This is a genomic window from Rhizobium sp. M1, from assembly GCF_002531805.1.
Lineage (GTDB): Bacteria > Pseudomonadota > Alphaproteobacteria > Rhizobiales > Rhizobiaceae > Rhizobium > Rhizobium etli_C.
In genome coordinates, this window is sequence record NZ_NWSW01000009.1 from 195,598 (window position 1) to 218,519 (window position 22,922).

23 protein-coding genes are annotated in these 22,922 nt (G+C 59.8%); 18 read left to right on the plus strand and 5 right to left on the minus strand.

Annotated features, from left to right (window positions below; translation table 11 throughout):
- Positions 1–38: 38 nt before the first annotated feature.
- Positions 39–2,117 carry an EAL domain-containing protein gene (locus CO655_RS10890; RefSeq protein WP_097664661.1) on the minus strand — a complete coding sequence of 693 codons (2,079 nt, stop codon included), beginning with the start codon at positions 2,115–2,117 and terminating at the stop codon, positions 39–41.
- A gap of 900 nt (positions 2,118–3,017) precedes the next feature.
- On the opposite strand from CO655_RS10890, the gene CO655_RS10895 reads away from it, so the two are divergent.
- A complete protein-coding gene (locus tag CO655_RS10895) occupies positions 3,018–5,561 on the plus strand; it encodes a bifunctional diguanylate cyclase/phosphodiesterase (RefSeq protein WP_097664662.1) in 2,544 nt (847 codons plus the stop codon).
- 47 nt (positions 5,562–5,608) lie between these two features.
- On the opposite strand, the gene CO655_RS10900 is transcribed toward CO655_RS10895, so the two are convergent.
- Positions 5,609–6,565: a LysR family transcriptional regulator gene (locus CO655_RS10900; RefSeq protein ID WP_097664663.1), complete on the minus strand. Its 957-nt coding sequence runs from the start codon at positions 6,563–6,565 to the stop codon at positions 5,609–5,611.
- 126 nt (positions 6,566–6,691) lie between these two features.
- Between CO655_RS10900 and CO655_RS10905 the strand changes: the two genes are divergently transcribed.
- Complete coding sequence (locus CO655_RS10905) at positions 6,692–7,123, plus strand: DoxX family protein (RefSeq protein WP_097664665.1); 432 nt, start codon at positions 6,692–6,694, stop codon at positions 7,121–7,123.
- 350 nt (positions 7,124–7,473) lie between these two features.
- Entirely contained in the window at positions 7,474–7,668 is a 195-nt protein-coding gene (locus CO655_RS33810; protein ID WP_170965008.1) for a hypothetical protein, read from the plus strand.
- Positions 7,669–7,711: 43 nt separating this feature from the next.
- On the opposite strand, the gene CO655_RS10920 is transcribed toward CO655_RS33810, so the two are convergent.
- Genes CO655_RS10920 through CO655_RS10930 form a run of 3 tightly spaced genes read right to left on the minus strand, consistent with a single transcriptional unit; the run spans position 7,712 to position 10,558 of the window.
- Positions 7,712–8,530, minus strand: coding sequence for an ABC transporter ATP-binding protein (locus CO655_RS10920; RefSeq protein ID WP_097607228.1), 819 nt, complete (start codon positions 8,528–8,530; stop codon positions 7,712–7,714).
- On the minus strand, positions 8,523–9,554 hold the full coding sequence (locus CO655_RS10925; RefSeq protein ID WP_097607227.1) for an iron ABC transporter permease: 1,032 nt from the start codon (positions 9,552–9,554) through the stop codon (positions 8,523–8,525). The genes CO655_RS10920 and CO655_RS10925 overlap by 8 nt, the downstream gene beginning before the upstream one ends.
- On the minus strand, positions 9,551–10,558 hold the full coding sequence (locus CO655_RS10930) for an iron ABC transporter permease (RefSeq protein ID WP_245423778.1): 1,008 nt from the start codon (positions 10,556–10,558) through the stop codon (positions 9,551–9,553). Before CO655_RS10930 ends, CO655_RS10925 begins: the two co-directional genes overlap by 4 nt.
- 94 nt (positions 10,559–10,652) lie before the next feature.
- Here CO655_RS10930 and CO655_RS10935 point away from each other — a divergent pair, with 94 nt between their 5' ends.
- The 15 genes from CO655_RS10935 to CO655_RS11005 all read left to right on the plus strand — a co-directional run bounded on the left by CO655_RS10935 (position 10,653) and on the right by CO655_RS11005 (position 22,718).
- Positions 10,653–11,573 (plus strand): iron-siderophore ABC transporter substrate-binding protein, encoded by a 921-nt coding sequence (locus tag CO655_RS10935; RefSeq protein WP_245423779.1) that lies wholly within the window; start codon positions 10,653–10,655, stop codon positions 11,571–11,573.
- A gap of 420 nt (positions 11,574–11,993) precedes the next feature.
- Positions 11,994–13,187 carry an ABC transporter substrate-binding protein gene (locus CO655_RS10940; RefSeq protein WP_097664666.1) on the plus strand — a complete coding sequence of 398 codons (1,194 nt, stop codon included), beginning with the start codon at positions 11,994–11,996 and terminating at the stop codon, positions 13,185–13,187.
- Between the two features lie 21 nt (positions 13,188–13,208).
- Positions 13,209–14,081, plus strand: a complete 873-nt coding sequence (locus CO655_RS10945) for a branched-chain amino acid ABC transporter permease (RefSeq protein WP_097607223.1) — start codon at positions 13,209–13,211, stop codon at positions 14,079–14,081.
- Between the two features lie 40 nt (positions 14,082–14,121).
- Positions 14,122–15,108 (plus strand): branched-chain amino acid ABC transporter permease, encoded by a 987-nt coding sequence (locus CO655_RS10950; RefSeq protein ID WP_097664667.1) that lies wholly within the window; start codon positions 14,122–14,124, stop codon positions 15,106–15,108.
- Complete coding sequence (locus CO655_RS10955; protein WP_097664669.1) at positions 15,105–15,875, plus strand: ABC transporter ATP-binding protein; 771 nt, start codon at positions 15,105–15,107, stop codon at positions 15,873–15,875. The genes CO655_RS10950 and CO655_RS10955 overlap by 4 nt, the downstream gene beginning before the upstream one ends.
- Entirely contained in the window at positions 15,868–16,179 is a 312-nt protein-coding gene (locus CO655_RS34665) for an ATP-binding cassette domain-containing protein (RefSeq protein ID WP_280953067.1), read from the plus strand. The genes CO655_RS10955 and CO655_RS34665 overlap by 8 nt, the downstream gene beginning before the upstream one ends.
- Positions 16,180–16,265: 86 nt before the next feature.
- Complete coding sequence (locus CO655_RS34670) at positions 16,266–16,391, plus strand: hypothetical protein (protein ID WP_280953068.1); 126 nt, start codon at positions 16,266–16,268, stop codon at positions 16,389–16,391.
- A gap of 15 nt (positions 16,392–16,406) precedes the next feature.
- The gene (locus CO655_RS10970; protein ID WP_245423780.1) at positions 16,407–17,108 is read left to right on the plus strand and encodes a GAD-like domain-containing protein; all 702 of its coding nucleotides are present in this window, start codon (positions 16,407–16,409) and stop codon (positions 17,106–17,108) included.
- 128 nt (positions 17,109–17,236) lie between these two features.
- Positions 17,237–17,539 (plus strand): PAAR domain-containing protein, encoded by a 303-nt coding sequence (locus CO655_RS10975; RefSeq protein WP_097607189.1) that lies wholly within the window; start codon positions 17,237–17,239, stop codon positions 17,537–17,539.
- A gap of 114 nt (positions 17,540–17,653) precedes the next feature.
- Entirely contained in the window at positions 17,654–18,667 is a 1,014-nt protein-coding gene (locus CO655_RS10980; protein ID WP_097607188.1) for a hypothetical protein, read from the plus strand.
- Positions 18,664–19,509: a hypothetical protein gene (locus CO655_RS10985; protein ID WP_097607187.1), complete on the plus strand. Its 846-nt coding sequence runs from the start codon at positions 18,664–18,666 to the stop codon at positions 19,507–19,509. The genes CO655_RS10980 and CO655_RS10985 overlap by 4 nt, the downstream gene beginning before the upstream one ends.
- Positions 19,510–19,526: 17 nt before the next feature.
- Complete coding sequence (locus CO655_RS10990; RefSeq protein ID WP_141514300.1) at positions 19,527–20,126, plus strand: hypothetical protein; 600 nt, start codon at positions 19,527–19,529, stop codon at positions 20,124–20,126.
- Between the two features lie 134 nt (positions 20,127–20,260).
- On the plus strand, positions 20,261–20,950 hold the full coding sequence (locus tag CO655_RS10995; protein WP_245423781.1) for a hypothetical protein: 690 nt from the start codon (positions 20,261–20,263) through the stop codon (positions 20,948–20,950).
- A 284-nt stretch (positions 20,951–21,234) separates the two neighbouring features.
- Positions 21,235–21,483, plus strand: coding sequence for a PAAR domain-containing protein (locus tag CO655_RS11000; RefSeq protein WP_097607300.1), 249 nt, complete (start codon positions 21,235–21,237; stop codon positions 21,481–21,483).
- A gap of 527 nt (positions 21,484–22,010) precedes the next feature.
- A complete protein-coding gene (locus CO655_RS11005; RefSeq protein ID WP_141514301.1) occupies positions 22,011–22,718 on the plus strand; it encodes a hypothetical protein in 708 nt (235 codons plus the stop codon).
- Positions 22,719–22,922: the final 204 nt, after the last annotated feature.

The window sequence follows — 22,922 nt, forward strand, 5'->3', positions numbered from 1 at the left end:
TATCCTCTTTCGTCGATGTTTGTGCCGCGCCGTGCGGTTCAGGAGACCGTTTCAACCGGCAATTTGCGGGACCGCCCGGATATTCCGCGCACCGCCGGCCGACGAACCAATCGTTCGACCGCCACGAGAGCCGGTTCCGGCTTGCCGAACAGATAACCTTGGCCGATGTCGCAACCCGCATGCAGAAGGAAGTCGCGCTGGACCTCCTCCTCGATACCTTCCGCGACGCACCGTTTGCCGAGGTTGCGCGCCAGATCGATGATCGCCCTGACGATCTGTTCCGATCGAACATCCTTGCCGATTTCGGCAACGAAGCTGCGGTCGATCTTCAGTTCGTCGAAGGGGAAGTCACGCAGATGCACGAGCGACGCAAAGCCGGTGCCGAAATCGTCGAGCGAGACCGAGACTCCATGCTTGCGGAAGCGGGAGATGGTCTCGGCGATCTGGTTGGCGCCGCGATTGAGAAAGACGTCTTCGGTGATCTCGATGGAAAAGTCGAGCCAGTCGAGCCGGTTCGCTCCGACCGCCGCAGCGATAAGATCGTAACCGTCATCGCCGACCAGCAGGGCTTCCGGCAGATTGATGGCGACCGATCCCACGGCGAGGCCTGCTGCCTGCCATGCTCTGAGATCACGGGCGACGGTGTTGACGATACAGCGCGTCATCCCCTGTATAAGGTGACCTTCCATCAGCGGCAGGAAGCGTCCCGGCGGCAGAATGCCGAGCTGGGGATGGCGCCAGCGCACCAATGCCTCGAAGCCGAGATGCCTGCCGGTCTGCAGGTTGACCTTCTGCTGGTAGTAGACGACGAACTCGTCACGATCGGCGGCGAAGGCGAGGGCGCTCGCAAGCCGGTTCTGCTCCAGACGCTGGGCGAAGGAGCTTTCGTCGAAGATGACGGCGGTATTGCGCTTGGCCTTTGCGGCATAAAGCGCCAGATCGGCAACGCGCATGAGGGTCGCCTCGTCTGCGGCATGGCCCGGCACGACCGCGCCGCCGAGGCTGGCCGAAACCGGCAGCAACCGGCCGTCGAACTGACATTCCGTCGCAATGGCGGCGACTGCGCGCCCGGCAATTCCTTCCAGCGTTGCCGCATCTGAAATGCCCGGAAGCAGAGCGGCGAACTCGTCGCCGCCAAGCCGCGCGACGATATCACCGGATCGGAACGTCTTCTGCAGCGCCCTCGCGACATGGCTCAGAACCGCGTCCCCCGCCGGATGACCAAAACTGTCATTGGTGGCCTTGAAGTGGTCGAGATCGACCAGCAGCATGGAAAAGCCTGCCCCCGTCCGCTCAAGGGATCCGAACAGTCCGTTCAGCGCCTCGTTGAACGACGATCGGTTGCCAAGGCCCGTCAGCGTATCCGTATGCGCCAGATGCGTCAGCTTGATCTCGAAATCGAGGGTCCGGCGGTGTTCGGTGCGCAGTTTGACGAGGAGCGGTATGAAAAGGATGAGGGTCGCAAGGATGAGCGTTGCCGCAGTGAGGCTGAGCAGCACGGCACTGATCAGGCGCGTGTGATCGATGCTGACATCGCTCCGGTCATGCGCGCTCTCGATCAAGGCGCTGAACTGACGCATGAGCACGCTGTCCGACGAAACGGCAAAGTCGATCGGTCCCCAGAAGCTGTAACGTTCCCGTCGATCCTGCAGTTTTGCGGACACGACGCGTTCGGCCCTCTGAAGGAAGTCCTCCAACCGTCCGTCGAGTTCGAGCCGCAATTTCTCGGACGCGCTATCCCGTCCGTTCAGCCGTTCGAGTAGGTTCGCCTCGACCTGCGTATTCAGCCCGTTCAAATCTATGCTCATGGAGCGGATGTCGTCGATCGCCCTCTGAACGTCCTCGACCATCGGCCTGATAATATATTCAGGCATATTCGGGTCGGCCGAAGCGCGCATAATGGCGCGTGTCTGGGTGGCCAGCTGCTGGAAGCGGATGAATTGGCGTCCGATCAAATAGCTGATGTTCTGCTGCAGCGAATGGCGATCGAGAGCCACCTTGACCGTCTGGAAGGTTGCCCCGATCAGAACTGTCATGACGACGACGGCGAGGACGTAATGGCGCCCGATGGAGCGGATATATTTCGCGACGGAAGAATGGGACTCGCCGGATGGCATCACCGTATTTTCCAAATCCGAACCCCCACCATTCGCGCTTCGTCAGAACAAGACAGCCCGGCCGAGCGGCCTCCGGGACACTGCTTCACAATCATTTGCTAGAGATCGGCCATCATGGCCCGGCCCCGCGCGTCGGGTGCGGCGCGCCGGAGAATGGCGTTCACGTCGCTGACGTGCATGCCGAACCGATCTCGTGATCGACGTCCAACCGTCAACATCTCGTGGGAGGCTTTCAGCAAGCCGAGGCGGCGCGATCCACGCTCAACTGTTCCTGGCGGCGGGGATATTCAGGGTCGGCGCGATCGCGGCCCGTGCGCTGCATCTGGAATGACGGTCGTAGGCATGCGTACTATCAAACATTTCCACCTCTGAACGCGCTGTTGACAACGCGGATTTTTGGCTCGTCTCTGAACCCGTCTTCATGGCGGAGAAGTACAAGCAGCACCTCATTCGGTGACCCAGCTTGTCGTTTCCCTGGTTTAAGAAGCGTAAAAAAATGCAACGAAACCAGGTTCTTGCCACAAGCTCATATGAAACCGTCGTGATCTGGCCAGAGGGTTCGGATTCCGGATAGCCGCTCGTCTGTTTTACGATCCAATCGCCCGGCCTTTCGGACGCAGCGTTTGAGGTCACGAGAATTATGAATATCCATAATGCGCCGACCCGATCCGCTTCGCGCGTCGAAAATTGCTGAACTGCCGAAGACCACAGCGATCTCTTAATTTTCTGACCGCAATATCCAATGCCAAGCCGACATGCTCGGATCGCGGCGGACCGGTGCCTTTGTGATCCGATCTTCAGGCCATAACTTTCCCCTCAAATGACTTGGGCGGCCTTTGCTAAAGATTCTCGACCGGGTGAATGAGACATCTGGTTGTTTCCCATGGTTGAGGGAGATCCATGATGACCTTGTCCCAGTCGCTTCAGCAGCCGGCCCTTCCTGCGCCGGGGCATGACCACGGGCGAACCGGAGAGCAGCATCAGGACGCGGCAGTCGATCGGGAAGCCCTGCTCGAAGCCTTGCTCGGCGCCTTTCCTCTTCCGGTTTTCTACAAGAACAGGCATGGGCGTTACCTCGGCTGCAACAGGGCCTTCGAGAACCTGCTTGGCCATGCGCGCGAGGAGATCATCGGGAAAACCGACGCCGATCTCAATCCGGAACATCAGGCGGAATGGCATTTGGCGCGAGACGAGGCTCTCCCGGAAAGGGGCGGAGCCCGCGATTGTGAGACCAAGATCACCACGGCGGGCGGGACGGTGCGCGACGTCGTCGTCAACAAGGTGGTGTTGTCGGGAAAAGATGGCGATGCCGCCGGCGTGATCGGCGCCATCGTCGACATTACCGAGCACAAGCAGGCGGAGCGGGATCTCAAAAAGGCGCTTGAGTTCGCCGAGGGGATCATCACCGCCATTCCCGACGTCCTCTTCGAGGTGGGTGAGGACGGCCGGTATCTTCAGGTCTGGACACGAAATCCGGAACTGCTGGCCCAGCAGAAGGAGATGTTGCTCGGCAGGACGGTTAACGACGTCCTTGCGCCCGATCAGGCCGCCATCGCAATGGAGGCGCTGCGCGAGGCCGGCAAAGAGGGCGTTGCCTACGGCCGATGCATATGCATCGGTTTGCCGAACGGTCAGATGCGGTGGTTCGAACTCTCCGTGGCCAGACGGCCGAGCGCCGATCCTGCTGCCGCGACCACGCTCCTGGCGTTCTCGCGCGACATTACCGAGCGGAAGCAGGCGGAAGACGCCATCAACCTCGTGCGAATGCAGTTGCTCAGCGTGCTTCAGACCATGCCCGATATGGTGTGGGTCAAGGACATGGACGGTGTCTATCTCCTGTGCAACCACGCCTTCGAGCGGCTGACCGGATTGGCGGAAGCCGACGTTGTCGGGAAAACGGATTTCGAGCTGTTCGACATCGAAAGGGCGCGGTTTTTTCGGGAATCGGACAAGGCGGCGGTCGAGGCCGGAGAATGCATCCTCAGCGATGAGGAATGGGTCATTTCCCGGGAGAACGGGCAATCTGTTCTTCTTGAAACACGCAAGGTGCCGGTCATGGATGCAGGGGGAGGCGCTGTCGGGGTTCTCGGTGTGGCGCGCGACGTTACCGAATTGAACGTCTCGCGCCAGAAAATCCACCAGATGGCCTTTTACGATCCCCTGACCTCGTTGCCGAACCGATCGCTGTTCAACGACCGGCTGCGGCAGATGATCACCTCAGCCGTGTCACGCGGTCAGCGGGCTGGCGTCGCGCTGATCGACATCGACCACTTCAAGGTGGTCAACGATACGATGGGGCATCCCGTCGGCGATGAACTGCTCTGCCAGGCGGCGACCCGCCTCAAGGCGAGTGTCCGCGACTACGACACCGTCGCCCGTCTCGGCGGCGATGAATTCGCGATCCTGCTGCCGGATATCCGCCAGGGCGACGACCTCGGCCGGATTGCCGGCACGATCCTCGAGAGGTTCAAGGAAGGCTTTCTGCTGGATGGCAAGGAAGTGTTCATCTCGTGCAGCGTCGGCATCGCGCTCTATCCCGATGACAGCGCCGACGTCAACGATCTCGTGAAATACGCCGACTCCGCGATGTATCTCGCCAAACGCTCGGGGCGAAACAGCTTTCGCTTCTATTCAAAGGATCTGACGGCGAGCGCCGAAGAGCGCATGCGGCTGGAATCCGATTTGCGCCGTGCCATCGAGCGCGGTGAACTGGAGCTGCACTACCAGCCCAAGGTGCTCCTGGACAGCGGCGTCATGATCGGATCCGAGGCCCTGTTGAGATGGCGTCACCCGGTGCTGGGCATGATTCCCCCCGTCCGCTTTATTCCGGTCGCCGAAGATACCGGGCTGATCGTGGAGCTCGGCCGATGGGTGCTGCGTGAGGCATGCCAGACGGCCGCCGAGCTGAATGCCGACGGCGGGATACCGCACAAGGTGGCAATCAACCTGTCGGTCAAGCAGTTCCAGTCCGCCGGATTGATAAAGTCGATCGCCGAGATTCTCGAGAACACAGGCTGCCGCGCGGAATGGCTCGAAATCGAAATCACGGAAAGCCTGCTTCTGGATCAGAAGGATGAAACGCTGCAGATGCTTTCCGAGCTTCGGAGCATGGGATTTTCGATCGCCATCGATGATTTCGGCACGGGCTATTCGGCGCTGAACTATCTGGCCCGTTTTCCCATCGACACGCTGAAGATCGACCGGTCTTTCATCAACAGCGCCGACAAGCGCAATGAGGAACTGGTGAAGGCGATCCTCTCCATCGCGCGCTGTCTCGGCCAGAGCGTAGTGGCGGAAGGCGTCGAAACCGCCGAGCAGGCAGCCTTCCTTGCCGCAAACGGTTGCGGGACGGCGCAAGGTTTCCTCTACAGCAAAGCCCTGCCGAAGACGGAAATCATGGCTCTGTGGCTGGGCTCTTCGTCTGCCGCAAGCGTGATGCGCTAGAACAGGATGATTTTAGGCCCGGTCGGCCTAAGATCTGAATCCAGTCCTCAGCCGTCGATTTTGCTGGAGCCGTGTTCGACGTCTTGCTGACGTCCCCGATCTCGGACCGTGCCCGAAAGCCTCGCCCGAAGCTCCGCCACCAGCCATCTTGCCGCAGGTCCGGGCGGGTTTGCGACGTTGCGTATCACGTGGATCGGATATTCATCCTGATCGAAGGCAGGAAACTGGAGATGGACGAGACGGCCATCGGCAAGATCGTCCTTGACCAGATAGGCCGGAAGCCCGCCCCAGCCCAGTCCGCCGCGGATGAAAAGATGCTTCGTTGCATTGTCGCTGACCCGCCAGGTCTTGAGCGAAAATACGTTGAAATCCCGGCCCTTGGTCAGCCCCGAGGCGTCATAGACGACGAGCTGGGTTTCATCGCGCACGTCGGCAAGGTTTAGCGGTCGGCCCAGCATGCCGAGACTATGGTCGGCGGCGGCGACCGGAATCATCGCCGACTGGCCGATCCGCTCGAAAACGATCTGATCGTTCCTGGTTGCCATGGCGCCACCGAAGCCGACGGCGGCCTTTCCTGCCATGACCGCATCCATGACGATCCCGAGCGTGCCGACGGTCACGTTCAGTGAGACGGTCGGATAATGATTGCGGAAGGCGCGCAGCACGTCGACGACGATATCCGACGGCACGATGGCGCTCATCGCGACATTGAGTTCCGCCTCCAGTCCATCGCTCAAGGCCCGCACGCGTGCCCGCATCAGGTCGAGGTCGCCGAGCAGCCGACGCGCATCCTCCAGCACGGATCGGCCGGCCTCCGTAAGTTGCGGCCGCTTGGTGCCGGAACGGCTGAAAAGCGCGACGCGCAGCTGTGCTTCGAGATTGGCGATCGTATAGCTGATGACCGACTGCGTGCGGTTCAGCGCGCGGGAGGCTGCCGAGAAACTGCCTTTCTCCACCACGGTCAGGAATACGTGAAGCTGATCCAAGGTCGGATGCGGCTGCATTTCTCATCGATCCTGTCGATAAATTGTTTCGAAAATATACCGATTTTCACGATGGGTAGCCAGCTTTATCTGTGAAGCTCGTTCAAGGTTGCCTGTCGCAGCCAGCCATCGTTCAGGAGGTTCGAAATGTCCAATGCCACGACCGTTTCGCCGGCGCCGCCCGTGGGAAGATTGCTTCAGGTCGCGATATGGGCCGCGCAGGTGCTCGTCTTCGCCGCTTTCACCATCTTCGGCTGCATGAAATTCTTCATGCCGGTCGATCAATTGGCGGCGATGTGGGTCTGGCCAGGCCAGGTTCCCGCCTGGTTTCTACGGCTCATGGGCATCATCGATTTTGCCGGCGGCGTTGGCGTATTGCTGCCGGCCCTGACCCGCATCCAGCCGCGTCTGACGGTGCTTGCGGCGCTCGGCTGCGTGCTGCTGCAGATCGCTGCGATGATCTTTCATCTGTCGCGCGGCGAAGCGGCGGCCCTGCCGCTCAACGTCATCCTGCTCGGCCTTTCGGCCTTCATCCTCTGGGGCCGCGGCAGGAGGGCGCCTATAACGCCGCGCGGATAAAGAACGACCGCTTGCGAGTTTGCTTCGAAGCACGGCAAGCGGCCGGGATTTCCGCATTATGCCGGTTCTTAAGCCGCAGAGACTGAACGGTTCTCAAAGTTGACGCCTGCCTTATCCGAATTTCGCAACGCTGTCCGATCGGCGCAGCAAAGCTTGGAGCTGAGCCGCTTGTAGCGGCAAAAGTAGGAGTTTTGTTAAGGTTGACAAGGCGTTTACTGGGTGCAGGGACGAGCGCAACACATTGAAATGAAAATTGAAGACGTTCCGGTCGATCGGCAATGAAACCACGCCGCATCCTGGAGACATGAGAGTTTCCATCCTCCCAGGCACAATGAAAATAATGAATGAGAATGGCTGAAATCATCCAGTTTCCAAATCCGGTCTCCGATATCACGACGAATGCTCATGACCTGCAGACCGCAGCCGGACCGTCCGGCGGCTCCGACATTGATCAGATGCTTCAGGCACGCGCCCGCATCCAAAAGGTTCTGCACGAACTCGACAGATTGACCGGTGAGCTCAGCCAGTTGTCTATCGAGGGGTGACAGCGGAATGATTGGTCAGCGCGCTCCTTGCCGGCGAGGCCGCCTACTCGGATGACGTCTCGGCAAGACGCAGCGGGATGCAGAGCGGCCGGCCGTGAACAGGATCGGTTATGACCCTTGCCTGCACGCCGAAGACGTCGGAGACCATCGCCTCGGTGACCAGATCGGCGGGCGCCCCGGTGGCGACGATCTCGCCGCCTCTGAGAAAAACCAGCGTGTCGCCGTAGCGCGCCGCGAGATTGAGGTCATGCAGGACGAGGACGACCGTTCTGCCGAACTGCTGCTTGAGACGGTCGACCAGTTCGAGGCATTCGAGCTGGTGGGCGAGGTCGAGATGGTTGACCGGCTCATCGAGGCAGATGATGTCGGTCTCCTGCGCCAGAACCATGGCGATCCAGGCGCGCTGCAACTGCCCGCCCGAGAGCGAGCCCAGCCTGCGGTCACGCAGATGCCCGACGCCGGTGCCTGCCATCGCCTGCTCGATCGCCTCCGCGTCGCCGGCGCTCCAGGGCTGCAGCAGCGTCTGGTGCGGATAGCGGCCAAGCCGGACGAGCTCCTGCACCGTCATGTCCTCAGGGGCTGAAGGACTCTGGGTCAAGAGCCCGATCTTCCTGGCGAGCGCCTTTTCCCCGAGGCTGTGAAGGCTCAGTTCCTCAAGGAGGATCTCGCCCTTGCTGGGCTTGTGCAGCCTGCGGATCGCTCTCAGCAGGGTGGATTTGCCGCAGCCGTTCGCGCCCGCCAGCACGGTGATCTTGCCCCTGGGGATGGCAAGTGACAGGGAATGCAGGACGTTGACCTTGCCATAATCCAGGCTCAGCCCTTCGATCGATATGACGTTTCCGGTGGTGGTCGCACTAGCCATGGCGCTGGTTTCTCATCAGGAGATAGAGGAAATACGGAGCGCCGATGACGGCCGGAACCGTTCCGGCAGGTACCTCCGTCGGCGAAAAGAGCAACCGGACGATAAGATCCGCACCCACCAGCATCGACGCTCCGATGAAGAAGCTGCCGATCAGGCCGAAATGGACGCCTCGCCCGATCAGCCGGCGCGCCAGATGCGGCGCCATCAGGCCGATGAAGCCGACGCCGCCGACGAAGGCGGCCGAAAGTGCGGTGATGGCCGCGGCAAGGACGAAGATTTGAATGCGGAAGCTCGGCAGGTTGAGGCCGACGCTTCTGGCCGACATCTCGTCGAGGTCGGCCGGCGGCAGCCTGCGGGCGACGATCAGCACGACGAGGGTCAGCGGGAGCATGCCGATCGCCGTGATCCGGATCTCGTTCCAATTGATCTCGTTGACTGCGCCGGCGATCCAGCGGGCGGCCTGTCCTGCCTGGTAGACCGGGCCGACGAGCATGGCGATGACGGTCAGCGATTTCAGCACCGCGGCAACGGCGGTGCCGAACAGAAGCAGACGGATCGCCGACGCCGCCTGGCGGCCGGCAAAGGCGAAGACGACGAAGATCGCCGCAATCGACCCGGCAACCGCGGCGACGGGCTGATAGGCGACCGAGGTGACGAGCGCGTTCGACTCATTGGAGAGCGCCGCAAGGAAGCAGACGACCGCCAGCGCGGCGCCGTCGACGACGCCCAATATGCCGGGCGATGCGAGTTCGTTGCGGGTGACGCGCTGGAGAAGATATCCGGCGACCGCAAAGCCCCCGCCCGCCAGAGCAGCGATCACGACACGCGGCAGGCGGAACTGCAGGATGATGACGGTTTTGCCGCGGATCTCGGCGCCGAGAAGGACGTCCCAAACCTGGGCAAGCGGGATCCAGGTGGAGCCGAATGCCACGCCGGTCGAAGCGAGAGCGAGGAAGAGGAGGACGATCGCTGCGAGCGTCAGGGGAGTTCTGGAGGCTGCGTGCGACCGGACAGGCGAGGTCATGCCGCTCTCCGTTTAAGCAGGATGAGCAGCGTGATGCCGCCGACGGTGGAGGTGATCGCGCCGACCGGAGCCTCAGTGGGATAAATGATGAAACGCGCGAGAATATCGGCCGCAGTCGCGTAGATGGCGCCGATCAAAGCCGAGGTGACGATCAGGCGGCGATGGCTGAGGCCGACGAGCCATCGGGCGAGGTGCGGCACGACGAAACCGACGAAGCCGACCGGACCGGCCATGCAGACGCCAGCTCCCGTCAGCAGCGAGACAGTCAGGAAGCCGGCCCAGCGCACGACGGCGAGCGGCACGCCGAGATTTGCTGCTGTCGTATCGTCGGCCTGCAGGGCGTCGAGCGGCTGCGCGAGCATCCATGCGGCCGCCAGCCCGGCCAGGACCACGGGTGCGCCGCCGATCGCAAAGGCGATCGGCCGGTCGGCAAACGAGCCGGTCAGCCAGAAGAGCAGCTCCTTGAGCTGGGCTTCGTTGGTGGTCAGGATGATCTGGACGATCGAATATGCCAGACCGCCGACGGTCACGCCGACGAGCACGATGCGGATCGGCGAGAAGCCTCCCGAAGTGGCGGCGACGCCGAAGACGAGCAGGCTGGTCGCCAGTGCGCCCGAAATGGCCGCCACCGACATTCCGGCGATCGAGCCGATCCCCAGCCAGACGCTGGAGGCGACGACCGCGAGAGCTGCGCCGGCATTGATGCCGAGCGTGTCGGGGGAGGCGATGCGATTGCGCGCCAGCGTCTGAGTCAAGACGCCGGCGACACCGAGAGCGGCGCCGACGAGCGGCGCAAGAAGAGCCCGGGGGATGCGCAGCGTGGTGATGACGACGGCGCTTTCCGATCCGTCGAAAGCGAAGATGGCGTTCCAGATCGCAGCCGGCCCATATTGCCGATATCCCAGTGCCACGCTGGCTGCGACGACAAGGATGAGGATCGCCGGCAAGGCGATCGCCAGCAATGTCATCGGCCGCGAAGACGTGGAGAGGGGGATAGAGCGCACGAGTTTCAGCTTGACTTTAAGTGGACAATGTATCTCATCTTATGACCCAACCGATTGGTCGAAAAATCATTCAATTGTCAAGTTCGAGGCCTGCGTGCGTACGAAATCCATTCTGCTGGCGGCGTTCGCTGCCATTCTGTCCCTCATCGCCGTAACTGCGGCCGGCGCGCGCGAAGTAACCCATGCCATGGGCGTGACCGATGTGCCTGATGCGCCGAAGAGGATCGTCGTGCTGACGAACGAGGGAACGGAAGCGCTGTTGGCGATGGGCATCAAGCCGGTCGGCGCCGTGCGGTCCTGGCTCGGTAAACCCTGGTACGACCACATCGCCCAGCGGATGGAGGGCGTAACCGTCGTCGGCGACGAGTCGGCCGTCAACCTCGAACTGATCGCCTCGCTCGAACCCGATCTCATCCTGGGCACAAAATTCCGGCAGGAGAAGATCTATTCGCAGCTTTCGGCCATCGCGCCGACCGTGCTTTCCGAACGGATCAGGAGCGATTGGAAGGGCAATATGAAGCTCTATGCCACCGCCGTCGGCAAGCTGGCGGAGGCGGATGCGGCCTTCAATGCCTATGACGATCGCGTTGCGGCGATCAGTAAGGCGCTGGGGGACAAGAAGGCCGAGAAGATTTCGCTGGTGCGCTTCATGCCCGGGCGCACCCGGATCCTGCTGAAAGATACTTTTGCCGGCAACATACTGAGCCAGATCGGCTTTGCGCGGCCGGCAAACCAGGATCGGATGGAATTCGCCGACGAGGTGACGAAGGAGCGCACGCCCGAATTCGAAGGCGATCGGCTCTTCTACCTGGTTTATGACACCGGTGACGGCAAGACGGCCGCCGCCGCGGCCGATTGGACGTCCGACCCGCTGTGGAACAATCTTGCTGTCGTTAAGGCCGGCAAGGTCGGCGCCGTCAGCGACGCCGTCTGGAATACGGCCGGCGGGATTCTCGCCGCCAACCTGATGCTCCACGATATCGAAAAGATATACGGGCTGCCTGCCTCGCGCTGAGGCTTCAGGCAATCCGGAACGATCTTGCGGCGCGCCTTGCACGGGCTCGCTTTTGAGCTTGCGTCAACAGACACACTTAGCTTCGGCAGTATGCATCTCCGCTGTGGTGCGGACGCGTGCAGACCTATATCGCAGGGGACGATGAAGCCGGTCCGAGACCGGATCGTTTTCCTGTGCACGGCGCTCGTTGATGTCGGGGATGCTGATTGTCGGGAGGTCATCGCTGAGCTTCGGAAGCCTTCCCCGCTATAAAGATTCGTTATGGCGGCAGAAGCGAGTTGTGTTGGCCATGCGGCAATGGATGAACCTACTCTGACAGCGTCAGCAGAAGACTGGCGCAACAAGAACCGCGGCAAAGCGGCATTTGAGCACCTGACGGCAGGGGCCGATCAGACGTGTCCAACAAACGGAGTGGGAACCATGAACAAGACTTTGACGCGCCGGGCATTTTGCATTTCCACGGCAATCCTTTCCTTGACCGCGCTCATGACCAGCGTCTCGCAACACGCTCTCGCCGCGGATGAAACGATCAGGCTCGGCCTGGTATCGCCGATGAGCGGGCCGAATGCCCGTTACGGCGCGTTTTCGCTGCACGGCGCCGAACTGGCCGTCAAAGAAATCAACGATGCCGGCGGTATCGACGGCCGCAAGATTGAAATCTTTTCCGCCGACAGCCAGGGAACGCCGGTCGAAGGCGTTTCGGCGACGCGGCGCCTGATCGATCAGGACAAGGTCAACTACATCATCGGCGACGTTTCGAGCTCGGTCACTCTGGCAATGCAGCCGGTCTCCGAAGATGCGGGCGTGCTTCTGCTGAACGCCGCATCGTCCAACCCGAAGATCACCTATGGCGCCGGCGTCGGCGGTTACAAGTGGACCTTCCGCAACTATCCCACAGACGAGAACCGGGCGCTGATCGTGGCGAAATATGCCGCCGAGCAGCGCGGCTTCACCAAATTCGCGGTTCTCTCGGTCGACAGCGACTACGGCCGTTCGGCAATCACCTTCACCAAGAAATACCTGCCCGACTTCAAGGGCGAGATCGTCAGCGAGGACTATTACAAGGAAGGCGAGGTCGACTTCCGCAGCGTGCTCGCCAAGATCCGTGACAATGGCGCCCAGGCGATCATCATGTACGGTCTTGCCGATACCACACCGATCATTGCCCGTCAGATGCTCGAACTCGGTCTTGCCGGCAAAGTGACTTTGATCGGCAATGGCGAGTTCAACACCGAAAAGACCATCAAATCAGCGCCGAAGGTCCTTGAAGGCGCGGTCGAAGCCGCGGCATGGCTGCCGGCCTTCGATTCCCCCGAGAGCAAGGCTTTCGTGGAGAAGTTCACGGCCGCCTACAACGAGGCGCCGAACAACCACGCCTATGTCCATTGGGACACGGTTCACCTTCTCGCCCAGGCGATCAAGGAAGCCGGCAGCCCAGACCAGGCCAAGGTGCGCGATGCGCTCTCCAAGATCAAATATAAGAGCGCCGTCGGGGAGGTGACCTTCGACGATCACAACCAGGCTCGCCTGCCGATGATCCTGCTGCAGATCGAGGATGGCAAGCCGAGCATCAAAGGTGCCTACGCGGCGGATATCCAGTATCCTGCGAACTGATCCACCGTCGGGGATAGGACCATGTTCTCAACAATCCTTGAGCAGATCATCAACGGCATCGTGACGGGCTCCGTCTACGCCATCGTTGCGGTCGGCATGACGATGATATTCGGGGTGCTGCGGGCCATCAATTTCGCCCACGGCGAATATTACATGCTGGGAACGTTCGGGGCATGGTTCGCCATCGACTATCTCGGACTGTCCTATGAGGCCTCGATCGTCGTCGGCGTGCTGTCGACGATCGTCATCGCCTATGTGGTGGGCAAATTCGTGATGCAGCGCATGGTCGGCGCTCCGGCCGAATCCGGAGTGCTCGCCACGCTCGGCATCGCGCTCGTCCTGCAGAATACCGTCATCCTGGTCTTCGGCGGCGGCTACAAGTTCTTCTCGGGCGGCTATATCGAACCCGTGTCGATCCTCGGCTTCAGCCTGGCCGAGCAGCGCATCATCATCCTCATCGTCTGCCTGATCGTGTTCATCGGCCTCGAACTGATGGTGACCTATACCAGGATGGGCAAATCCATGCGGGCGGTGTCGCAGAATGTCGAATGCTGCGAGGTGGTCGGCATCGATGTGCCGCAGGTCGTGCTCAGGACCTTCATTCTCGGCGCCGCACTTGCCGCCCTCTCCGGAGTGCTGACGGCGCCGGTCAATGTCAGCGTCTATGGCGGCATGGGTGAGCTGATCACCTTCAAGACCCTGCCGATCATCATCATGGGCGGCCTCGGCAATGTGCGCGGCACCTTCTTCGCGGCGATGATCCTCGGGATCGCCGAGAGCCTGGTTGCCACTTATGTCGGGCTGCAATTCCGCGACACCGTCGGCTTCGCCACGCTGATCCTGATGCTGATGTGGCGCCCGCATGGACTGTTCTCGACACAGGCGCGCTTCTGAGCGCGCCCCGCCGAACCTTTCTCGAATTTGAGGACTTGCTATGTCTCTCACGGAAGTCTCGCAATCACAGCAGCGCCGCGATCTTCGCCTGCCGCTCGGTTTGCTGCTGTTGTTGGGCGCGCTCTGCGCACCCTTCGTCGCCAGCACCTATGTCGTCCATGCGCTGATCATCGCGCTGATCTTCATGCTGCCGGCGCATGGCCTCAATCTTCTGGTCGGTTATACCGGTCTGCTCTCGCTCGCCCAGGCCGCGTTTTTCGGCATCGGCGCCTATGCCTCGGGCCTGCTGGCCGTTACCTACGGCACGCCGTTCTACGTCAATGTCGTCGCGGCCGGGCTGGCGGCGGGCGCCATCGCCCTGCCTCTCGGCATCCCGGCCCTGCGGCTGCGCTCGACATCCTTCGTGATGTGTACGCTCGGGTTCGTGATCATCGGCCAGGCGATCGCCAAGAACTGGATTTCGCTCACCCGCGGCGATATGGGACTCTCCAGCATACCGAAGCCGCATTTTGCGCTCGGGCCGCTGTCCTTCACCGTATCGGGCACGACGGCCTTCTATTATCTGGCGCTGACCGTCGGAATTCTGGCGACACTCGCCGTCTGGATGATCGTCCGCTCGCCTGCCGGCCGCAACATGATCGCTATCCGGGAGAACGAGACGCTGGCCGAATCCGTCGGCATTCCCACCTGGCGCTACAAGCTGATCGTCTTCATGCTGAGTGCGGTCTTCGCCGGCGTCGGCGGCAGTCTCTACGCGCATTATCTGACGGTGGTCAGCCCGCTGACCTTCCAGATGTATTATTCGACGACGATGCTGATCATCGTGCTCGGCGGCGGCGCCGGGACGATCTCGGGCGTCGTCTTCGGCAGCCTGCTCTTCGTCGGCCTGACGGAGGCCCTGCGCGTGACGCCGGAGCTTCGGATGATCGCCTACGGGCTCTGCCTGCTCGTCCTGGTCTTCTGGTTCCGGAGGGGTTTTGCGCCTGTTATCAACCGCCTCTGGGATTCGATCGGGAGCGCAAAATGACCGGTCTTCCCATTCTCGAAATCAGCAATCTCACGAAATCCTACGGCGCGGTGAAGGCAGTCGACGATGTCAGCATTCATGTCGAGCGCGGCGAGATCGCCGGCTTGATCGGGCCGAACGGCTCGGGCAAATCGACCTTCTTCGATTGCAGCACCGGCCTCGGCAAACCCGATAGCGGCAAGGTGAGGCTCGACGGCCAGGATATCACCGGATGGTCGCTGAACCGGATCGCCCGCGAAGGGCGCATGTTGCGCTCCTTCCAGAAGACGGTCGTCTTCAAATCGCTCGACGTCGAGGAAAACCTGATCATCGCGGGGCAGATGTTCAGCTTCCCGTCGCTGTTTTCCACCTTCGGGATCGGCAAGCTGTCGCGCAGCCGGGTGTTGGGATTGCGTGAACGGGCGCAGGAACTGATCCGGATGGCCGGGTTGTGGGATGTGCGCAAACAGCCGGCCGGCAATCTTTCCGGCGGGCAGCAGAAGCTCATTCAGTTCGCTTCCATGCTGATGCCGGAGCCGAAGCTGATCCTGCTCGACGAGCCGATGGCGGGCATCAACCCGAAGATCATCGAGCGGGTGGTCGAGACCATCCTCTACGCCAACAAATCGCTCGGCGTCAGCTTCCTGATCATCGAACACAATATCGATGTGGTGACCAGCATATGTCGGCGGGTGATCGTGCTCGACCAGGGGCGCAAGCTCGTCGAGGGGCTGCCGCAGGAAATCATCAACGACCAGCGGGTCAGGGAGGCCTATCTCGGTGGCTGATTCAAACCTCTCGATCAAGAGCCTGCGCGCCGGCTATGGATCTCTCGACATCCTGAACGGCGTCGATCTCGACGTGCCGGCAGGCCAGTTCGTGGCGCTGATGGGGCCGAACGGAGCGGGAAAATCGACACTTCTGAAGACGCTCTACGGCATGACGACGATCAAGGACGGCAGCATCGACTGGCGCGGCAATTGGCCGCCGCCAAGGTTGCGGAAGAAATGGCAAATCTTGCCGCGACGCACACGCTGGACTTGGTCGCAGGGGGCGACGGCTCTATTTCCGGGATGGGTGACAAAACCATAAACAGCTCTCTCGGAGCGCAATGGAAGGGTCGCCGGGCAGCGCAATTGCGGCAGCATGCGGAGAATGCTGCAAAGCAAGGAAAAAAAATGAACGTTACGCTTGAAGAGTGTACACAAAACGGAGAAAAGCCCTCACCGCAAGACGACGGCAGCAATACCAACGGCGGTTCGGGAACTGGAGAAGGTACGCCGTCCAATGTTCCGATGTCGTGATCGCGGGAATGTTATGTGGAATTGATAGCAAAGGCAGAAGCGATGAGCGAACTTTTCATCACCTATCAAAATGCTTTGAAGAAATTTGGCGAACCGCACGGCGGGTCACCACTGCCGAATGGTATCCTTGAGTCTTATCGCGGTCGTATTCCAGATAGCTTTCTCGATTTTTTGGCACTTCACACCCCGGGCAAATGGCTCCAGGGCTATTTCCAGTTTTGCAATCCCAGCGAATACAGATCCGTTTTGGACTTGGTTCTCTATGGCGACCAAGAACTAAGGCCGGAGCGGACGCACGCTCTCGGATTTTCCGCTTTCGGAGATATCCTAGCCTGGAATGAACATTATAGAATCCTTGAAATCAACATGATTTATGGGCGCGTAAGCTGCGCGGAGATTTTCTCTCCCAAGCCCGACATAGACCCCAAAATCACGCTGGGCATTGCGATTGGCGGTGTAAATACCGAGTCCTACGACAATCCCGATGAACATGGTAAGCCGATGTTCAAGCGTCTGCTCCGCGCACATGGCGAATTAGAAGTGGGACAAATCTACGCACCCAAACTTCACCCGTCTCTGGGCGGGCCGATTACCGTCGACAATTTCCGTCCGGCAGGTGCGCTAGCGGCAATGACAATTGCAGCCCAAGCTACGCCATTCACTCTTTATAACACTACCATACCCAGTGTCCCGGCAATCCGCGAAGTTGGTGCATAACGATGAGCAAGTAGATCTCAGGTACTTGAGGATGCTGAAGGCGGCTCATTAGTCACGTCTAATCGATAACGAAGCTTGTGCCTAAAACAGATTTGCAGCCGCACCGTTGGAATGAAGGAGTTCTCAGAATGGTCGGTCGTCCAGTCACGCTTAAGGGCCATATGCATGTTTGCCCGATGGTCGACCCCGGGCCGCGGCCGCATGTTGGAGGACCTGTGTCTTCGACATCCCAGTCGTTCGTCTGCGTCGAAGGCGTACCAATCGCAACGGTGGGAGACAGGTGCACATGCACGGGCGTCCCGACGACAGCCGGCATTACAAGCGGATCGTCGGTTGCCAATATTGGCGGCAAAAAGGTCGCTCGCTTCGGGGATGCCTGCGAGCATGGAGGTCGGCTGGTGCAAGGTGAGACCTGGCTGACATTTGATTAGTCGACCCCCAAAGTCGATTTGGAATGTAATCAGATCGAGGCTCGGGCTGGGAGAGAGAACCTTCTGCCTGAGGCAGATCGCGCAGTAATCTACGCGTTCGTGAGCGGTTGAGACATGGCTAATAGTGCACAACTGAAACCGTTGATTCTAGAGGCCCAGCAACCCGTTTTCGCTGTGTTGGACGGCGCGCAATTCGAGGATTTGCCGCGTGCTTTGTTTGACGCCGACTTCGTTTTCAAGTCACTTTATCTGGATCGCGGCGAGGGTGATCGAGCTCGCATCCTCACCGCGCCGCAACTCGTCTGGCTCGATCGTGACTACTACAGCTTCGAGAAAGACAACACGGGTAGACCCCGCTCAACGAGCGCCCAAATAGTGGATCGTCTGATCGATCTTGTGGGCGGTCGGCCAGCCGTTGTTTTCTGGATGTGTGGTGAAGGTGGTGATGTTCTCTACCGGCACCTTCGAACGATCAACATGATCCTCCTGCCTGCCACATCGCAAATAGATCGAGGCAAGAGCTACGAGCGAAACCCGCTTTCGCAAGAAATTGATCACGATCAGCCTAGTGGCGACGAACGGGTTTTGTTTCGTCATGCGGATTCAAATGTCATGGCGCAGGTCATGCCTAGTCTCTCCTATTCAAACATGTCTCGTGTTCTGGGTCCTGCGAACCAGATTCTTTACTCTGCGGACGCGGATTGGAGTGAAAAGCCGATGAGCATTCGGCGCGCGAAAGACATGTCGCTGCCAAAAGCAGGACCGCTTAAATTGAACTCCGACGAGGTCGTAAGGATCGAGAATTGGCGGCGCCGTGCAACTCGCAGGCGCCGAGTTTCCTATCTTCAGGATACCTGCCCGGTGGAAACGAAAGGAGCGACGCAAGAAGCCTTGGAGCGGCATCTCCTTGTAAGCGAAGAAACGGGGGCAAAGCTTGGGTTGATCTCGGAGGGTGCACATTGCCGATGGGCGTTCATGATGTGCAAGACAAATGGCCGTATCGCGCAGTCGCGCGACGCAACTGAATTCATCAGCAGGAAGGGCGTCTCTCCCGATGAGCAAGTGAAGGTGTTCATGCGGGGCGTAATTGGAGCCTTGAGGTCGCGGCACGACACGGGGGCGGTATGAGCGGTGGCTTTTTCGAGAATTTTCTTGGCAACCTCGGTTTGGTGGGCGGTGGCGCGGGCGGGCTGGTTGGCGGTGCCGCCGCCGGAGCTGCTGTCGAAGGTGCAATAGGAGCAGGGAGCGGAGCTGTTATCGGTGGTGCCGGAGGTGCTTTGGTTGGGGGCGTCGGTGCTGTACCCGGTGCCGCCGGAGGTGCGGCGGTCGGTGGGGTTGCCGGTGCGAGTGTGGGAGCGTGGACCGGCGGAGCGGCTGGCGCTGTTGCCGGTGCGGCGACAGGATACTCGGGTGGGAAAGCAGCTGGCGCGTGGGTCGATCAGACGGCGGCGGGACAGTATGTCAATGAAAAGGTCGAGGATTTTAAGCAATGGCTGACCGGCGATGAGGCTGCCGATAAAGCTGACGCCAAGGCGACTGCGATAACTTGCGCTACTTGCGCTCAAAACCCGTGCGCGAAATATGCTTGTGGCGTCCCCGGGGGAAAGTATCGCGGTGGAGCGCATGGGTGTATGACAGGCACAGATGAGACAAGAGGTGACGAGCTGGACAGTCACCACATGCCGGCCAAGTCTAAATCTCCCCTCAATCCGGCGGTTGGACCCGCTATCCAGATGGACCCAACAGATCACGCGAAGACGGCGTCCTATAAGGGAAGAGTGAATGGCCCCACCTATGCGCCACAGCGGGCATTGCTATCCAGGGGAAAAGTGTATGCTGCCTTTCTGGTTGACGTCGCGGATGCTAAGCGGGTCGCCGCGGCTGTCGGCGACCCGACGAAATATGACGGCGCCATACTTCAAGCAACAGCCTATGCAAATTGCTTGAAGCAGCATGGCATTATTCAGTAACGAGCGGGGATTGGACAATGAATGAAGCTCAGCATTGGCGGATCATGCCGAAAATTGGCCTTGGCAAGTTAAGGTTTGGGATGAGCCGGTCAGAGGTCGATCGCTTCAGTTCCATATACGGGACTTCGAAAGGGATTTCTTCCGACAAAATTCCCGATGATATACTTAACTCTACCTTAGCTGAATTGGGGGAGGGTCTGACTGCCGAAGAAAAGCAGGAAATTCTGTCTCTCTATCAAGAAAGTGGACCTACCGCCGCCAGCGAAACGGAAGTGCGCGGGGAGAGTAATCCACTTGTTCTGACCTACGACTCCGATCGTCTGGTGGAAATTTTGGCGGACACAAAAGTGCGGAGCCTAAAATACCGCGATATCGTTGTGTTCGAGGAAAGCCCCCGGGATGTGATAAAGCATCTAGCCGACACTCTGGGAGAGAAGCCCCTTATTCTAAATGAGGAAGTCGCCTTTCCGGCCAATTTCATATTTCTGTTCGAATTCGTACGGGAAGCTGGAAGCATATACGCGGAGGGCAGTCGAACCGATCGGTCCATTATATGGCGATCCAGGCCGCGCGAAGGCGGGGTTGATCTCTCCGAATATAAACCGATGAAAATTTGAGGATGGCGGGTCAATAAGCCGAGCGCGGAGGTGCAGGGTTTAGGGTAGACATGAATCTGTCAGAAATCAGAAGATACGTTACGGCGGAATTTCCGGAGTAGCTGGTAAAGTACGAGCAAACGCTGGCCAACTTGGTGCGTAGCGACCTGCAGGAATGGCTCGACGGGGATGACTCCCACGGTAAATCCGTCGGCCGGTATCTGAGCCAACTCAGCCTTCTGGAGTTGAAAGCCGTTGTCTTGAGCGCCGTCGAGGGTCACCCAGCAGTCGATCGGCTAGCGATGGCAGCACGCCTGTCCGTTCCGCGGCTTCCCTACGCGATTGGCATCCAACATCTGAACACCAACAGCGCGGCATCCTTTCCCGACGTCGTCAACGGGCTGGCCCTGACGATGACCGTCGGCTGGAAGGACTGGAGCGAGTTGCTTGGCCGGCTTGCCTTGCAGGAACTCGAGAAGGATACGATCCAACGTGGCAAGTTTTATGGCGGAGCCTTGGGGCAGGGCGTCACCAGCTTCGGTTTCCCCTACGCGATAATGGATATCGTCGCGGACTGGTTGAAGGCGGACGCGGCCGCGACTATGACCGAGTGGCGCGAGAAGGTTTACGACGAATATGCCGGCGGTTATGGCGGCTGGAGCGAGCTTGTCGAACATTGGCGGGAGCCGGACGCGGTTGCTTTCCACCGCATCCTCGCCAAGGCGGCCGACTACCACGTCGCCCAGAGCAGCGACATGACGACCACAGGCGACAAGCGCACAAGCGCGAGACGCATTATGAAATCGAGCCGGATGCCTATTGGGCGTTCCCCGTTCTGCTGCTAATGATCCTACGCATGCGCGAGTGGGAGGGTTTGCAGAACCTCGGTTATCTCAATCACGACCTGTTCCAGATCGGCGTCTTCAAGGAGCTTCCGAAGTCGATCGCATGGCCGGCGGATACCCTTCTGGACGCGGTGGACAGAAAGTTCCGTCAGGATTTTAGACACGCCCTCTGTGGCAGATCTGCCCAGGCTGCGGGAAGTGCAATCCTTAGCATCGCTGTCTTTGCGAAAGGAGGTGAGCCGGTGGCAAATGTTTCACTCAAGGACCACAACTATGTTTGTCCGATGGTCGAACCCGGACCGAAGCCGCATGTCGGCGGCCCGATCTCGCAAACGCAGACACTGGTAACGGTGGAAGGGGTTCCGGTTGCAGTTGTCGGCGACAAATGCACCTGCGTGGTCGGCGGACCCGACACGATCAGCGGCGGCTCGTCGATCGTCTTTATCGACGGCAAGGCGCTTGTTCGCATCGATGACCCGACGGCCCATGGTGGCCGTGTCGTCGAGGGGCTTGTCTGGTTCACATCCGAATAAATTCAGCTGCACGTGGCCGATAATACATCGGGCCAGCTCGGTCGCCTGTCGCAGGGTCGGCCGACTGCATCCACATCAACGCATCGCGCCGGCACCCGTGGAACCGGTCCAAATGCTGCGAGCCCCGGTAAACGGCGGAGCACGACGACGGTTCAATCGCCGCCGAAAAATATGACTTGCGACCACAGCATCTTGACTCAACACTGGAAATCCGAGGTGACTTCGGCTTGATGTGGCGGAAGGTTCCACCATCAACGGAGCCTCCCGGCACGACACAATAGGTATGCATGTTTTGACAGCAAGATTTTGCAAGAGATTGAAAAATGCGATCGGTCGAGCACACGATTAAGGCAAATCTGAACCAAGAGAAGCGCGACATCCGGGACTGGGTCAAGGATTCCTTCAACAAGGAAATTCTCTACTACGAACCGCTTTCTGAAACGATCGAGCCATTCGTTCGTGACGGGAAGAGCGAAACGAAGCTCGTTCCCGATGCGCTCGGTTCCATCGCAAGCTGGCATATGCGGATGGCGATGGACAAGAGCCTCAACGAAGGCCTTTATCCTACCGACGAGATTGCGAGGTTCGGCATTTACCGGTTCTGGCACTACGAATGTGCTCATGCGGTCATGGAATCGGAAGATCCGGCCGGCTACAAATTTTCAATGCGGCCGTTCACCGACGTTTCCTCCATGCTGGCGCTTGGTTGGCTGAGCCATGCAAATCGCCTGGCCGAGACGATTTTCGACCGGTGGGACGCACAGTCCGACGGCAACGGCGCCGTCGCATGGAAAAGTCTGCCGCAATATCTGCCATGGCTTTCAGTCAAGCTCTATAAGGCGTGGCGAGAGAGCGACGAGACCTACGATCTGGAGCCGGATGATGGAGAAATGGGTGAATTTTCCCCATTGCTCGAAACGCTCTTCGATCCGCGACCCCGTACATTCGGCGAGGCATTGGCAAAAGCTGCGGATTTCCATGCATCGGGGTGCGGGACGGATGACTACGACGTCGTCAACGAAGAAGAATTGTGGTTCTTCCCGGTCGAACTGCTGGCCGCATGCCGGCTCCGCCAGCAACGTGGCCTGGACCTGCCGCCGCTGGATTATCCCCTGTTCAACGCCACGCCGCTTTGCCGCTTCCAGAATGCGCTGCCGCTTCCGTTCGACGAAACCTTGGCAAAGCTTCTCCCGGCTTACGCGGCCGCGACCAACAAGTTCGATCTGAAAGTCTGAACGGGCAGTGGTCTGCGATGCCGAATACAGAGACGTTGAACTACAAAGAGTTCGTGGAAAAATTCCTGCATTTCGAATCCAGTGGGGGGAAGCGATGCGCTTCATCAAGTCTGTCGCATGGTTTGTCGCGGGAATGTTCGGTTACATCTTGATGATCGTTTCCGGAGTTGCCGATTCCGATGAAGCCGCCCCTTTGTTCCGAGA

Bases quoted from the DNA above. Each gene is read 5' to 3' on its own strand.
- CO655_RS10890 (WP_097664661.1), bottom strand. From the start codon at position 2,117: ATGCCATCCGGCGAGTCCCATTCTTCCGTCGCGAAATATATCCGCTCC.
- CO655_RS10895 (WP_097664662.1), top strand. From the start codon at position 3,018: ATGATGACCTTGTCCCAGTCGCTTCAGCAGCCGGCCCTTCCTGCGCCG.
- CO655_RS10900 (WP_097664663.1), bottom strand. From the start codon at position 6,565: ATGCAGCCGCATCCGACCTTGGATCAGCTTCACGTATTCCTGACCGTG.
- CO655_RS10905 (WP_097664665.1), top strand. From the start codon at position 6,692: ATGTCCAATGCCACGACCGTTTCGCCGGCGCCGCCCGTGGGAAGATTG.
- CO655_RS33810 (WP_170965008.1), top strand. From the start codon at position 7,474: ATGGCTGAAATCATCCAGTTTCCAAATCCGGTCTCCGATATCACGACG.
- CO655_RS10920 (WP_097607228.1), bottom strand. From the start codon at position 8,530: ATGGCTAGTGCGACCACCACCGGAAACGTCATATCGATCGAAGGGCTG.
- CO655_RS10925 (WP_097607227.1), bottom strand. From the start codon at position 9,554: ATGACCTCGCCTGTCCGGTCGCACGCAGCCTCCAGAACTCCCCTGACG.
- CO655_RS10940 (WP_097664666.1), top strand. From the start codon at position 11,994: ATGAACAAGACTTTGACGCGCCGGGCATTTTGCATTTCCACGGCAATC.
- CO655_RS10945 (WP_097607223.1), top strand. From the start codon at position 13,209: ATGTTCTCAACAATCCTTGAGCAGATCATCAACGGCATCGTGACGGGC.
- CO655_RS10950 (WP_097664667.1), top strand. From the start codon at position 14,122: ATGTCTCTCACGGAAGTCTCGCAATCACAGCAGCGCCGCGATCTTCGC.
- CO655_RS10955 (WP_097664669.1), top strand. From the start codon at position 15,105: ATGACCGGTCTTCCCATTCTCGAAATCAGCAATCTCACGAAATCCTAC.
- CO655_RS34670 (WP_280953068.1), top strand. From the start codon at position 16,266: ATGAACGTTACGCTTGAAGAGTGTACACAAAACGGAGAAAAGCCCTCA.
- CO655_RS10975 (WP_097607189.1), top strand. From the start codon at position 17,237: ATGGTCGGTCGTCCAGTCACGCTTAAGGGCCATATGCATGTTTGCCCG.
- CO655_RS10980 (WP_097607188.1), top strand. From the start codon at position 17,654: ATGGCTAATAGTGCACAACTGAAACCGTTGATTCTAGAGGCCCAGCAA.
- CO655_RS10985 (WP_097607187.1), top strand. From the start codon at position 18,664: ATGAGCGGTGGCTTTTTCGAGAATTTTCTTGGCAACCTCGGTTTGGTG.
- CO655_RS10990 (WP_141514300.1), top strand. From the start codon at position 19,527: ATGAATGAAGCTCAGCATTGGCGGATCATGCCGAAAATTGGCCTTGGC.
- CO655_RS11000 (WP_097607300.1), top strand. From the start codon at position 21,235: ATGGTCGAACCCGGACCGAAGCCGCATGTCGGCGGCCCGATCTCGCAA.
- CO655_RS11005 (WP_141514301.1), top strand. From the start codon at position 22,011: ATGGCGATGGACAAGAGCCTCAACGAAGGCCTTTATCCTACCGACGAG.